This is a genomic window from Corynebacterium sp. LaCa78 (assembly GCF_046717505.1).
Classification (GTDB): domain Bacteria; phylum Actinomycetota; class Actinomycetes; order Mycobacteriales; family Mycobacteriaceae; genus Corynebacterium.
In genome coordinates this window covers 2,057,979-2,071,846 of record NZ_CP177112.1, presented here as the reverse complement: position 1 = coordinate 2,071,846, position 13,868 = coordinate 2,057,979, and the positions used below count along the sequence as shown (strand labels likewise).

Here is a 13,868-nt window from a genome sequence, read left to right as displayed (position 1 = left end):
ACCGCCGGTGACGCGTACAGTGGTAGGGCATGAGTGATGAAAAGACGACCGCACCGGTAGCCCCAGTCCACCCCGTAAAGCGCGAATTTCACGGCCGCGAATTCGTGGATAATTACGAGTGGCTACGCGATAAGCAATCGCAGGAAACCCTGGATTACCTCAATGCCGAAAACGATTACACGGCGGCGCATACCGGGCACTTGGATGCGATGACGGAGAATATCTTCCAAGAGATTAAATCCCGCATTAAACAAACCGATATGTCCGTGCCAGCCCGCCGCGGTAAGTACTGGTACTACGGCCGCTCCGAGGAGGGCAAGAACTACGGCTATTCCTGCCGCATCCCGGTAGAAGAAGGCAGCGATCCCTGGACCGCACCGGTGATTCCGGAAGAAGGAAGCCCAGAAGACGAAGAAATTATCTTGGACGCCAATGCCCTGGCAGAGGGAAAGGACTTCTTCGCCCTTGGTGCGGCCTCCATCTCAGATTCCGGCCGCTACTTGGCCTATTCCGTGGACTTCGCTGGCGATGAGCGCTTTGAACTGTCCATTAAGGACCTCGATACCGGAGAGCTGCTGGACGATCACCTCACCGGCATTTTCTACGGCGCTACCTGGGCAGGCGACGGCTATATCTTTTACTCCACGGTGGATGATGCCTGGCGCCCGGATGCGGTGTGGCGCCATAAGGTAGGCACCGAGCAATCCGCGGATGTGCGCGTCTTCCATGAGGAGGATGAGCACTTTAACGTGGGCATCGGCAGTGCCCGCTCCGATAAATACCTCTTCATTGGGGTGGGTTCGAAGATTACCTCGGAAGCCTGGGTGCTAGATACGGACAACCCAGAAGGCGAATTCCGCCCGCTGTGGACGCGCGAGACCGGCGTTGACTACGACGTAGACCATGCCGTGGTGGGCGGCGAAGACTACTGGATTGTCACCCACAATGCCACCGGCCCGAACTTCGCGGTGGGCTATGCCAAGGTCGATGAGGATCTTCCCGCCCTGCGCGAACTGCCGGAGCTTTTGGCACACGATGACACCACCCGAATCGAGGGCGTGGACACCTACCGCGACCACATGGTGGTGGGCTACCGCCGCGGTGGCATCGGCCGCGCCGCCATCATGCGCGTTGGCGATGACTTCGGGGAATTCGAAGAACTCAACTTCAACGAGGAACTCTTTACCGTCGCCGTGGACGGTAACCCGGAATGGGACGCGCCGGTAGTCCGCGTGAACTACGTGTCCTATATCCAGCCCGCGCAGCTTTTTGATTACCGCGTGGATACCGGCGAGTACACGCTGCTAAAGGAACAGGAAGTCCCCGGCGGCTATGTTCCGGATGATTACGTGGCCTACCGCATCTGGTCGACCGCCAGCGATGGCACCAAGATCCCAGTCTCCGTGGTGCACCGTTCTGACTTGGACCGCACCAAACCCAATCCGACGCTGCTGTATGGCTACGGCTCCTACGAGGCCAGCATGGACCCGTACTTCTCCGCGACCCGGCTATCGCTCATGGACCGCGGCATGATTTATGCGGTTGCCCACGTGCGCGGCGGCGGCGAGATGGGCCGTCAGTGGTACGACGACGGCAAGATGCTGCAGAAGAAAAACACCTTCACCGATTTCATCGCTGTGGCTGATGACCTCATCGAGCGCCGCGTGACCACCCCGGACCAAATGGTGGCCGAAGGTGGATCCGCCGGGGGCATGCTCATGGGCGCCGTGGCGAATATGGCACCTGACCGCTTTACCGCTATCCAAGCCGTGGTCCCCTTCGTGGACCCGCTGACCTCGATGCTCATGCCAGAGCTTCCCCTTACCGTTCCCGAGTGGGAAGAGTGGGGCGATCCGTACCACGATCCGGAATACTACGACTACATGAAGTCCTACTCTCCCTACGAGAATGTTGAGGCCAAGGACTATCCGGACATCTTGGCTATCACCTCGCTGAATGATACCCGCGTGTTGTATGTGGAACCGGCGAAGTGGATTGCGCAGCTGCGCGCTACCGCCACCGGCGGCGAGTTCCTGCTCAAGACGGAAATGGCCGCCGGGCATGGTGGCGTATCCGGCCGCTACGATAAGTGGCGCCAAAACGCCTTCGAATACGCCTGGACCATCAATAAGGCCACCGGACTTACGGAGTAACCGCGCAGCACAGTCACGCGCTGGCCGGCACCCTGGCCTGCGTTCTGGCCAGCGCGCGGATCTGGCGGTACTGTGCGATAATTTGAGCTATGACTAGCCACCTTCTGGTTTCTATCTCCAGTATTTTTGAGGACACTCGGAAGCAGGCTACAAGCTTCCTGTCGGTTCTGGACCGGGAGGAAATTCCCGTCTCCCTGCTCATCGCCCCGCATATTGATGGCAATTGGCACCTGGCCAAGGACAAGGACACTCAACAGTGGCTGAAGGATCAGGCGGCCGCGGGCCGTCCGCTTATCCTCAATGGTTTTGACCAGGCAGTCCAAGGCCGCCGCGCGGAGTTTGCCAACCTTAATTCGCACGAGGCGAAGTTGCGCCTAGCCGGTGCCACCCGGCAGATGGCGCAGATTGGTTTCGAACCCACCATCTTCGCGCCCCCGCGCTGGCGCATGTCTCCCGGAACGTTGCAGGTCCTGCCCAAATTCCCCTTTGAGGCGGCGGCTTCTACCCGCGGCATCCTGGAGGTGCCCACCGGCAAATTCCACCAAGCCCGCAACCTTTCTTTTGGTGAGGGCTTCGGTTCCGCCAAGTGGTGGCGTAAAAACATCATCCGCGCGGCCGAGCGCTCCGCCGAGCGTGGCAATACCGTGCGTCTTTCCGTCTCCGCCCGCAACCTAGATGACCGCAAGGTCATCAAGGACTTTGTAAAGGCAGCCCGCCGCGCCCTCGACGCGGGCGCTACTCCCGCTGATTACAGCATTTACCTGCCGCGTTAGTCCGGTGGAGGCCTCATAGTAGATCACATGAAACGAACAGATGAACTAACAACGCAACAGGCGGCAGACCTTCTGAATGTCTCTCGGCCGCGAGTCATCGAGCTCATGGACGAAGGAGCCCTGGAGGGACATACAGAATACGCCCACCGGCATCTGTATGCCTCCAGCGTGCAGGGCTATAAACGCCAGAGAGACCTTGAGCAGCGTGCTGCTGCAGACGAGCTCGCGGTGCTTTCTGACGAGATGGGCTTATACGAGTAGGCGCTCCTACTTGCTCAGGCCGTTGATGAAGTCCTTCGCCTGCTGGGGGAGCATGCCCCAGATACCAGCGGGGATGATCTTCTGCAGGTTGCCGGTGGCCGCCATGAAGCCGGGGATAGCGAGCAGGCCGGCCAGGATGGCAAAGCCGATAATGGCGCCGGTGCCCCAGGAGCTAGAGCCGAACCCGAAGCCTGGGCCATCGGTGTTGTCGTCCTGGTTGGCATCGTTGCCCTGATCGCCGTCGTCGGTGGATTCATCCTCGCCGAGCGTGAAGCCGACCTTGACGGGGTCGTGGTCAGAGGCACGGAAGGGGGAATCGTCGTAGAAATCTACGGCGTTGTAGTTGCGGCGGGAGTACTCAAAGGCGACGGGCTCGTCGGCGTTGATGTTCCACACTTGGGCATCGTCAAGCGCGCCCGAAGCAACCTCATTGGCTAGGACGTGGTCCAAGGTGCCGAGCAGGCCGCCGAACTGGTAGGAGGTATCGGCGCCGTACTTTTCGGCAGGCACGGTAAAGCCATCATTGCGGAAGACATCGAGCGCGGTTTCATGGGTGTAGGTATTGAAATCACCCAGGGCGAAAAGCGGCTTATCTTTCCAATCGTCCTGCTTGTGCAGGGCATCGAGCACGGCCTGGGCTTGGGCATTGCGGACGTTGGGGTTATTGCCCTGGCCATCGCCGGAATCCTCATCGCCCTTGGCCACCGAGCCCTTGGACTTGAAGTGGTTGGCCACGGCGACGAAGGACTCGTCATCGCTATTGAGCGGCTGGAATTCCTGGGCCAGCGGCTCGCGGGCGGTGCCGGAAAAGCGCGGATCCTGGAAGATGCGGGATTCGCCCACGGGCTTGACCACGTCCTTGTGATAAATGAACGCAGTGCGGATGACATCGGGGTGCTCAGGGACCTGTTCCTTGGACGGGGAGGGCACGAAGGCCCACTTCTCGGAGCCCGCGGCCTCGTTGAGTTTTTCGGTCAGGCGTTTCAGTGCCTTATCGCGCTGGTTAAAGTCCCCGGTGACGGCGTAGCCATCTTCGATTTCGGAAAGGCCGATGACATCGGCATCGAGGCCATTGATGGCGGCGACGATCTTGCGCTCTTGGTCCTTTAAGGCGGATTCGGTATAGGCGCCGCGGGTCTTGCCGCGGTTGACGGTGACCTTATTTCCTTCGCGGTCGGTATAGGCGCTGCCGCCGAATTCCTCGCCCAGGGAGGTGAAGTAATTCAGCACGTTGAAGGCGCCGATGGTGTATTCGCCCTTGACGTCATCAACGGCGTGCAGCTCCGCATCGCGGGATTCTTCCCAGGAGATGGGGAGATCGGCGCTAGCGGACTCACCTGTGACCGGCTCGGTGGGCTGGAAGCGCCACTGATCGTGGGAGTAGCCCACGATGACTGGGTGCTGGAATTCCACGGTATCGGTGGTGCGCAGGGACTTGATGGTCTTGCCGCCATCTTGGGCGATATAGGGCAGTGGGGTGTCCTTATCGGTCCTTAAATAATCGCGGGTGCGGCCATCATCTAAGGTAACGAGCTTTTCCGCGTTGTCCTTGGCCAGTTTTTGCAGATCGGAATTGGGGTCGGTGGAAGGGGAGTGGACATCGGAAGGCTGGCGGAAGGCCTCATCGCCCGGGGCGAGGCCGACCTCGCCGTATTGGTTGAGCGAGTAGTTATTGGTCACGGTGTGCGTGCCGGGCTGGATGAGCATGTGCTCAAAGGACTCGCGGGCGCTGTCGCCCTGGGGCAGCTCATCCACGGCGAGCGGGGTGACCTCCTCCAGCGCGGTATCGAGCTGCTTGAGGGAAGAAGCGCTGACCTGGGTGGCGCCGTAATACTCGGAAACCTGGCCGGTGACCTCTACGGAATCACCGATGCTGGGGTATTTATCGGCGCCCTTTTTACCCATGTGGACAAATAGCGCCTGGGAGGCATCGGTGGCTTCTTTGCCGGTGCCGCCGGTCTGGATGGTAAAGCCGTTGAGCCCGCCCTCGCTCCACACGCCGGTGACAACGCCCTGGGTAGCAACGTTTTGGCCCTCGAGCGGGGAGGTATCGCCGGGGCCTTGGATTTCCGCAATCGGGGTTATGCCTTCGGGCGCGGGAAGATTCTCAGAACCTGCGGAATTATCGGAGCCACCCGGCTGCGGGGCCGGGGACTCGTTGCCAGAGTTGGTAGGAGACGGTGCACCGATGGTGAAGTCTGCGGAGTTGTCATCGGTATCGGCGCCCGCCGCGTTGCGGAAAGCAGAGGTGTCATTAGACAGCGAGCCCGTGGGAGCTCCTTCAGACTTGGAGGCGGCGCCGTAACCTACGAGGTCAATGGTGTTGCCGGTGGCATCGGCAAGCTGCACCGAGCCTTTCGTGCCGGACATATTGACCTTGCCTTGCGCATCCGGGGTGGGAAGAGCCTGGGCCTGACCATTGCCGGCCGCACCCTGCACCAGGTAGTAACCGTGGGGAGCAATGGTGCCAGACAGGGTTATCTTGCCGCCGCTACTGCCGTTGGAGGCGAAGTACTCCACGGACCAGCCGGTGAGATCGATTGCAGCATCGGTGGGGTTATAAAGCTCGATGAAATCATTGGAAAAGCTCGCACCCTTATTTCCGCCACCGCCGTAGACCTCAGAGATGACCGCGGTGGAATTATCCGGGGCGGCCAAGGCGGTAGGCACCGCGACGGATAGGGAGAGGGTGGAGAAACTGGCAGCGAGGGCTACCCTGCCAAGGCGGCGAAGAGCCATAGAAGTCACCTTAATCATAGAGAAAGTTGTCATGGACGCCTTTTATTTTTACTCGCTGAACAATCGGTGTACCCAGGGTCGCAATCGGTGGGGTGTGTGCGAGCAGGCGGTGAAACCTGGGTGCCGCGCAAAATTCGTTTTCCTGTTGGTCGTAATTTACGCGGAGTTTGCATTACCGGGGTGAAAACCCTGCAGTGGGGGTATATCTAGGGATTGGGCGGGGGTATGACTACACTGAATCGGGCAGACCTAAGCCCCATACAGTAAGGCAAAAATTTCATGGCTCGTGTAGTTGTCAATGTCATGCCCAAGGCGGAAATTCTGGATCCGCAGGGCCAAGCTGTCGTCCGCGCATTGGGTCGCATCGGAGTATCCGGTGTCAGCGATGTGCGCCAAGGAAAGCGCTTCGAACTCGAGGTAGATGATTCCGTTACCGCAGAGGAACTGGATAAGGTGGCAGAAACGCTGCTGGCTAATACCGTCATCGAGGACTACGAGGTTACGCAGCTGGAGGTCAAGTAAGTGACCGCAAAAATCGGAGTAATCACCTTCCCCGGCACCCTGGATGATGTGGATGCCGCCCGCGCGGCCCGCACCGCCGGCGCCGAGGTCATTAACCTCTGGCACGCAGATGCTGATCTGCGCGGCGTGGACGCGGTAGTCGTGCCGGGCGGTTTTTCCTATGGTGACTACCTGCGCTCGGGCGCTATTTCGGCGCTCGCCCCCGTCATGCGCAGCGTCATCGACCGCGCCAAGGCGGGAATGCCGGTGCTCGGCATTTGCAATGGTTTCCAAATCTTGACTGAAGCAGGCCTCTTACCGGGCGCATTGACTCGGAATAAGGGCCTGCATTTTCATTGCACCGATACTTACCTGGAGGTGGAGCACTCCACCACGGCCTGGACCAGCGAGTTTGAAAAGGGCCAAAAGATTTTGGTGCCCGCCAAGCACGGTGAGGGCCGCTTCCAAGCAGGCGATGACGATATCGCCCGCATCGAGGGCGAAGGCCGCGTGGTCTTCCGCTATACCGATAATTACAACGGCTCCATCAATGGCATTGCTGGGGTAAGCGATGAGACCGGCCGGATTGTGGGCCTCATGCCGCACCCCGAGCACGCCATTGACCCGCTGACCGGCCCATCCACCGACGGATTGGGACTATTCGTATCCGCCATCAAGGCCGTCGCGGAAGCGCCGGCGGTTTAAGGAGGCCACCTACATGACCGTTTCTAATGACACCGTAGACAAGGCGCAGTCCACCCCGGATGAGCAGCAGCCGTACGTTGAGCTCGGCCTGAAGGATGACGAATACCAGCGCATCCACGATATTCTGGGCCGGCGCCCCACCGACGCGGAGCTTACCATGTACTCCGTGATGTGGTCCGAGCACTGCTCCTATAAGTCTTCCAAGACGCACCTGCGCTACTTTGGTGAGACCATGACGGAGGAGATGGGGGAGAAGATCCTCGCCGGCATTGGTGAAAACGCCGGCGTGGTGGACATCGGCGATGGCAATGCGGTGACCTTCCGCGTGGAATCGCACAACCACCCCTCCTACGTGGAGCCCTACCAAGGCGCGGCCACCGGCGTGGGCGGCATCGTCCGCGACATCATGGCCATGGGTGCGCGCCCGATTGCCGTGATGGATCAGCTGCGCTTTGGGCCTGCCGATGCCCCCGATACCAAGCGCGTGTTGCCCGGCGTCGTCTCCGGCGTGGGCGGCTACGGCAACTCCTTGGGTCTGCCCAATATTGGTGGCGAAACCGTCTTTGATGAAACTTATGCGGGAAACCCGCTGGTCAATGCCCTGTGTGTGGGCACGCTCAAGGTCGATGACCTCAAGCTCGCCTTCGCCTCCGGCACTGGCAATAAGGTCATGCTCTTCGGTTCCCGCACCGGCCTGGATGGCATCGGCGGCGTATCCGTACTGGCCTCCGATACCTTTGAAGACGGCGCGGAGCGCAAGCTTCCTGCCGTGCAGGTGGGCGACCCCTTCGCGGAAAAGGTGCTTATCGAATGCTGCCTGGACCTCTACCACGCCGGTGTTGTGGTGGGCATCCAGGACTTGGGCGGCGCCGGCCTGGCGTGCGCCACCTCTGAGCTGGCCGCGTCCGGCGATGGCGGCATGGAGGTCAACCTCGATGCCGTGCCGCTGCGCGCGGAAAACATGACCGCCGCGGAAATCCTCGCCTCCGAGTCCCAGGAGCGCATGTGCGCCGTCGTGGCACCGGAGAACGCGGAGAAGTTCCGCGAAATCTGTGAGCATTGGGAGGTCACCTGCGCCGAAATCGGTGAGGTTACTGAGGGTGACCACCTGGTCATCCGCCACCAGGGCGAGGTCGTGGTCGATGCGCCGGCTGGCACCATCGCGGATGAAGCGCCCGTCTACGAGCGCCCTTACGCCCGCCCCGAGTGGCAGGATGAGCTGCAGAAATACCAGGGCACGGACAAGCGCGGCCTGGTGGAATCCCTGCAGAAGCTCGTCTCTTCGCCTTCGCTGTGCTCGCGCGATTTCATCATGAATCAGTACGACCGCTACGTGCGCGGCAATACCGTCCAGTCCCATCACGCGGACGCGGGCGTGCTGCGCATCGATGAGGAGACCGGCCGCGGCGTCGCCGTTTCCGCCGATGCTTCTGGCCGCTACACCAAGCTGGACCCGAACATGGGCGCGCGCCTGGCCCTGGCGGAGGCCTACCGCAACGTCGCGGTCACCGGCGCCAAGCCCGTCGCGATTACCAACTGTCTAAACTACGGTTCGCCGGAGAACCCGGACGTGATGTGGCAATTCCGCGAATCCGTGCATGGGCTTGCCGATGCCGCCGTGGAACTGTCCATCCCCGTCTCCGGCGGCAACGTCTCCTTCTACAACCAGACCGGCTCTGAGCCCATCCTGCCCACCCCGGTCGTGGGCGTGCTCGGCGTTATCGACGATGTGCACGAGGCCATTGGCAATAACCTGGGCACCGTCAATGAGAAGGAAGTCCTCATCGCCTTGGGCGAGACCAAGGATGAGTTCGGCGGTTCCATCTGGCAGCTGGTGAGCGCCGAGGGCGCCGACAAGGACAACCTCAATGGCCTGCCGCCGCAGGTGGACATGGCCAATGAGAAGCGCCTCGCGGGCTTCTTCCACGGCAACGATCTGCTTACCGCCGCACACGATGTCTCTGAAGGCGGCCTAGCCGTCGCCGCCTTTGAGATGGCCAAGCGCGCCGGTGCGCTTGCCGATGCCGCCGGCCTCGGCCTCGACCTCGATCTCACCGCCGTGCACGAGGACGCCTTCACCGCGGCCTTCTCCGAGTCCGCTTCCCGCGCGCTCGTGGCCACCACCGCTGACCGCGCCGATAAGGTGCTCGCCCGTGCGGCAGAGCTCGGCATCCCCGCGGCCATCGTGGGCGAGACCACCGAAACCGGTGCCCTTACCCTGGGCGGCGAATCCGTGGCCATCTCCCAGCTGGTTGAGGCATGGTCTGCCACCTTGCCTGACCTCTTCGGTCACGCCGTGGGTGCCAACTCCGTTGTGGAGTAAGCCAGCCCCTGTCACCGCTTAGCTCAAGCCCGGCTTTGGCCGGGCTTGAGGAGCATTTAGACTATCTTCGGTGATCGGGGCCGTTGCCCAATGAGCATCGCCCTTTCTCTCTGTCTCGAATCGAAATTTTTATATTAGGAGTCCCATGAGCGCGCATTCCCGCCATCAAGCCTCCGCGCCCGCATCAACAGTGCTGCGGTGGTACCACCATTGTATTGGGCTGGTGTTTGGCCTCGTGGTTGCCGCAATTTCTGCCGGAAAACTGAATTACGGTGACTGGGGTGCGCTATGGATTGCTGGATTGCTCGTTCGCGATGGAAATCGGGAGCATCTATATAGAATCGATGAACGCGATTTCGCACTGCCACGTGGTGATGTGTGGTTAGACACCATCGCCCACTCTGATGTCACTGAGTTCCCGCACCCTTATGTTCACGTCCCATTTCTCGCGGATGTGATGAGCCTGGTCGTGCGGGTCATGAGTTTTGATGTCTCCGTGATTTTACTCGCGATTGCTTCCGGTTGGGCGTTGGTGGTGCTGATAGTCTCCGCCTGGTTCTTGTGGTTTGAAGAAGAGATACCAACCATGGCCTTGCTTTTTGGAATCCTCTTGGGCTGGGCATCGGTAGCTTTTCAATCATCGTTGCTACTTGGCCAGACGAGCCCGCTGATTTTTGCGGGAGTTGCCTACGGCCTTGCTGCTGCTCGCGTGCACCCAGTGCGCGCGGGAATTGCACTAGGGCTTGTATCTGCAGTGAAGCTAACCCCCATTATTCTCGTGCTCATCTGCGTGGTTTTCCCGCGGGCGCGGAAAGCGGGATTGGTAGCACTCGGGACAGGAGCCGTTGCTGTACTCTACTCAATCGTCGTTTCTGGCTGGGACGTGTTTACCTCTTGGTGGGATACCCTTCAGGACATCAAGGCGGCAATAATGGTCGCTCCTGTCAACGGATCGATTGCTTCCCAATTGAGCACCAACCGCGTTGAAGATGACAGCATTCTTGTCACCATCGTCCATGATCCTTCACTGGTTGCCAGCCTTATTCCGCCTTTTGTAGCCCTGGCATTGATTGCGCTGGTTATTGTTACCGCTTTGCGGTCACAGGAGCCGTGGCGCATTGCTGCCGTCGGCATCTTTACGGTTCTTACGGCTACCGCCAATATCTTGTGGGACCATTACGTCTTGTGTGCCGTATTGCCACTGCTAGGCGTTCTGGCCCGCGGGCAGAATCGCATCATTTATGTTGTGCCGGTCTTGGGGCTCTTCTTCTTCCCACCACTGGCCAAGGCAGATTCTGATATGTGGTTGTCGTGGTCCTCTTTCATCGCCTTGGTGGGCTTCGTCATCGCACTGTGTATCGCGGAGTTAAGCCGGAAGGACGCCCTGCCTCTGCGGGACCGCCGCCTTTCCTTCAAAAAGGCGAGTTAGTAGGCGGCTTTTCTCCACTAAATCCGCTACCACGCACCTCCGGAACCGAGGACTTGAAGATCGCTGCCCGGCTGCTATCCGCCCGATGATGGTGGCACCCACTCAGTGATGGTGTATATCCACGGCGGGCAGTTGGTGCTGAATGCGCTTGCCGATGCTGCCGACCTCGGCCGGGCCTTATTGTTTGGTTTACGCTACTATTTAAGATCTATGGACAGTGAAGGAGGATCGTCATGGCACCTGTACGAGTGATGATTCAAACTGCTGTGCTCGCTTGGGCGGTATCCCGCACAGGGCTCTCACAATCCGCGCTACTCAAGCAATTCCCCAAAATCCATGAATGGGAAACTGGTGAAGAGCGTCCCACTCTAAAACAAGCGAAAGACCTAGCGAAGAAAGCTCACATCCCTTTCGGCAGGCTGCTTCTCGATGCCCCCACAGGCGATGGAGTTGAGGTCGCGGATTTTAGAACCGTGCGCAATGAGCAGCTCGATACGGTCAGCCCAGAGCTGCAGGAAGTCATGTTCGCTTCCCAGACTCGCCTCGATTGGTACGCCGAATACGCACGGGACATAGGAATTGATCCGCCGGAGCTTTTCCGTAGCGCGACGATTTCTGAGTCTGCAGCGGTTGCTGCTAGTAGCGTTCGGGACGCGCTCCGCCTCAAGCAAGAAGCTCCTCTTCCTGGGCGTGACAAAGTTCGTGAATTGGTTTCATTGATGGAAGATGCCGGGATACTCGTCGCCCGAAACTCCATTGCCGAAAACTCCACCCGTAGGGCACTTAATGTAGAGGAATTTCGTGGATTCACCCTTGAAGAGGATGGCTACTGCCTAGTTTTCATCAATACCCGCGATACCAAGACAGCCCAGCTTTTTAGTATTGCGCACGAATTGGCGCACGTTGTGCTTGGTAAACCCGGAATTTCTGATCATTCGGAGCGCCTAGAAACTGAGCAATGGTGTAATCAATTTGCTGCGGCCTTCTTGTGCCCGGGAGCTTCCTTAAGGGAGGATTTCCAGCCCACTGACGAGCTAGAGGAACAGGTATCAACGCTATCCAAGATATACGGTATGAGCCGCGAAGCATTGTTGTGGCGGCTAGTAGGACTTGGAATTGTCCCACAAGAAGAAGCTATTCCACTTGCGGCACGGTTCCGGAAAGAACAGGCGCTAATAAAGACTTCACGAGATGCTAAAGGTGCGCCTCCCCGCCATGTTTTAATTAAATCAAGGGTGGGAGAGAGATTTTTTGAGACAGTATTAGACGCCGCAGAATCAGGAGTCCTACCTGAAAAACAAGCTGCAAGTCTTCTGGGAACAACTACGTATGATTCCTTTGAAAAGCTTGTGTCGTCTGCACGATCTTCGGGAAGAAAAGCGGTATAAGCGATGTACGTCATCGATACGAGTTTTCTTGGTGAGTTAACGACTACTTATCCAGAAGATATATTCCCTAGCTTATGGAAAGAGCTTGAGACGAAGCTTTTCGTTCCGGGGATTTGCTTCCATGATGAGGTCCACGAAGAAATGAAGAACTGGGGGCATCCTCGCTTTGCGTGGTATGAAAACCTTGTCCGGCCCAGTCAGCGGTTGTCTCCTGATAAGGCAGAAATCCTAGCTTATGAAGAAATGACACGTTGGGTCAGTACGGAGCGCGAGCCTAAATACAAACCAAACGCAGTAAATATATTTTTGGATGCTGCAGATTCTTGGTTAGTTGCCTCCGCGTATCGGCATAAAGCGAAGATTGTAACCAACGAGAAACCCGCGCCAAATGGAAAAGCACGAGTGAAGATTCCGGATGTAGCACAGTACTTTGGCGTCGAGTGTTTGGGTGGTATTGATTTCTTAAGAAAACTTAATATCAGTATTTAGTCTCCTGTATGTGGTATAGAACTTTGTGGAGCTAAAACCGCGTGTATGTAGGTGAATATCTCGTCCGCGAGAGCGTCGCTATGGTACTTCGAAAACATCGTCGTGCCCTTTCGCATTTGGCCGAGCGCCAATTCACGAGCAGCAAGCAGGATCGAATCTTCCATCAAAAGCTCATCGATTGCGAAGTCTCCGGGATACAGGATGGTCTTAACAGGGCCTGCTGAACGATAACTACTTCTGAACGTGTAGCCGCGCATATACGCCGGCGGCTCGTAGGTATCAGCGATATTTAATGTCGTGCAGGGCTTCCAAGTTCCGCCTTTGGAATTGCGACTAATTCTTAGGAAGAGCATTTCCACGTTGTTAATGCTCAAAGTGGCCACGCGGCGATCGATAGCGGACCTGTTTGTAGAGGGCATCGCCGTGACGGTCCAGATTTTCTTCTCCGTCAGATGTGGATAGGGGATGACATATGCCACGTAAGCGGACAGCGACCTTAAAATGTCCTCCCATCCAGGCTGCTTTCTAAGCTCCTCGAACTTTTTATTTGAAAGGTTTCGCTTTTTAGCGGTAACGGCTCGGTCGCCGATTTCGACCTCTCCTTCATCGGTAGCTTCTACGTCGAGCCATTTGGCTTGGACTTGCTGATCTATGAGCGCATCGAGTGGGGAATCGCCCAAAGGCTGTGCGAGGAGTGTCTTATTGCGCAGTAGAATTCCTGCTTTTCGGCGGCGTTGAATCTCGCCATATTCTGCCATGTTGAGGTCCCTCGCAGGAACCGGACAGAAATTTACGGCAACGATGTCAGGGTAGGTTCGCCGGTGGTCCGCTAGGCGCGAGGGAAAATTCACTGACTGACCCACGTATTGCTCGCCATTGGAAAACTCAAGCACATAGATGCCGCATGGATTTTTCAGCGTCAAGACTGCCGAGGGAGCCACATCGGAGGTGTAGTCCCACCTTTTGAATCGGAGATTACTCATTGCTTTCCCACTTTATTCGTCTGGTTCAAGTTAATCAGGCTGTGGTCGTGACTTCCTCGTAAAAGCGCGGAAACACTTGCGAGTGACTCCGGTTCTCTTACTGAAAGCAGAATCTCCACCATGC

Annotated in this window: 11 protein-coding genes; 9 read left to right on the top strand and 2 right to left on the bottom strand. The window is 58.2% G+C overall.

Annotation, left to right across the window (positions count from 1 at the left end; translation table 11 throughout):
• Window positions 1-29 precede the first annotated feature (29 nt).
• From ACLI1O_RS09980 to ACLI1O_RS09970, 3 genes are all read left to right on the top strand, one after another.
• Entirely contained in the window at window positions 30-2,153 is a 2,124-nt protein-coding gene (locus ACLI1O_RS09980; protein WP_239268371.1) for a S9 family peptidase, read from the top strand.
• An 89-nt stretch (window positions 2,154-2,242) separates the two neighbouring features.
• On the top strand, window positions 2,243-2,926 hold the full coding sequence (locus ACLI1O_RS09975) for a DUF2334 domain-containing protein (protein ID WP_023023862.1): 684 nt from the start codon (window positions 2,243-2,245) through the stop codon (window positions 2,924-2,926).
• Window positions 2,927-2,953: 27 nt separating this feature from the next.
• Window positions 2,954-3,187: a helix-turn-helix domain-containing protein gene (locus ACLI1O_RS09970; RefSeq protein WP_023023861.1), complete on the top strand. Its 234-nt coding sequence runs from the start codon at window positions 2,954-2,956 to the stop codon at window positions 3,185-3,187.
• Window positions 3,188-3,193: 6 nt separating this feature from the next.
• On the opposite strand, the gene ACLI1O_RS09965 is transcribed toward ACLI1O_RS09970, so the two are convergent.
• Window positions 3,194-5,926 carry an ExeM/NucH family extracellular endonuclease gene (locus ACLI1O_RS09965; protein WP_239275377.1) on the bottom strand — a complete coding sequence of 911 codons (2,733 nt, stop codon included), beginning with the start codon at window positions 5,924-5,926 and terminating at the stop codon, window positions 3,194-3,196.
• 279 nt (window positions 5,927-6,205) lie between these two features.
• Between ACLI1O_RS09965 and purS the strand changes: the two genes are divergently transcribed.
• The 6 genes from purS (at window position 6,206) to ACLI1O_RS09935 (ending at window position 12,761) form a co-directional block, all read left to right on the top strand.
• Window positions 6,206-6,448: a phosphoribosylformylglycinamidine synthase subunit PurS gene (gene purS / locus ACLI1O_RS09960; RefSeq protein ID WP_005279580.1), complete on the top strand. Its 243-nt coding sequence runs from the start codon at window positions 6,206-6,208 to the stop codon at window positions 6,446-6,448.
• A complete protein-coding gene (gene purQ / locus ACLI1O_RS09955; protein WP_239268368.1) occupies window positions 6,449-7,132 on the top strand; it encodes a phosphoribosylformylglycinamidine synthase subunit PurQ in 684 nt (227 codons plus the stop codon). It begins immediately after the preceding gene.
• Window positions 7,133-7,145: 13 nt separating this feature from the next.
• On the top strand, window positions 7,146-9,455 hold the full coding sequence (purL, locus tag ACLI1O_RS09950; protein WP_284849512.1) for a phosphoribosylformylglycinamidine synthase subunit PurL: 2,310 nt from the start codon (window positions 7,146-7,148) through the stop codon (window positions 9,453-9,455).
• A 223-nt stretch (window positions 9,456-9,678) separates the two neighbouring features.
• Window positions 9,679-10,884 (top strand): glycosyltransferase family 87 protein, encoded by a 1,206-nt coding sequence (locus ACLI1O_RS09945; RefSeq protein ID WP_411706836.1) that lies wholly within the window; start codon window positions 9,679-9,681, stop codon window positions 10,882-10,884.
• Between the two features lie 233 nt (window positions 10,885-11,117).
• Window positions 11,118-12,272, top strand: a complete 1,155-nt coding sequence (locus tag ACLI1O_RS09940) for an ImmA/IrrE family metallo-endopeptidase (protein ID WP_284849510.1) — start codon at window positions 11,118-11,120, stop codon at window positions 12,270-12,272.
• A gap of 3 nt (window positions 12,273-12,275) precedes the next feature.
• A complete protein-coding gene (locus ACLI1O_RS09935) occupies window positions 12,276-12,761 on the top strand; it encodes a DUF4411 family protein (protein WP_284849509.1) in 486 nt (161 codons plus the stop codon).
• Here ACLI1O_RS09935 and ACLI1O_RS09930 read toward each other — a convergent pair.
• Window positions 12,758-13,744, bottom strand: coding sequence for a GIY-YIG nuclease family protein (locus ACLI1O_RS09930; protein ID WP_284849508.1), 987 nt, complete (start codon window positions 13,742-13,744; stop codon window positions 12,758-12,760). The genes ACLI1O_RS09935 and ACLI1O_RS09930 overlap by 4 nt on opposite strands.
• Window positions 13,745-13,868: the final 124 nt, after the last annotated feature.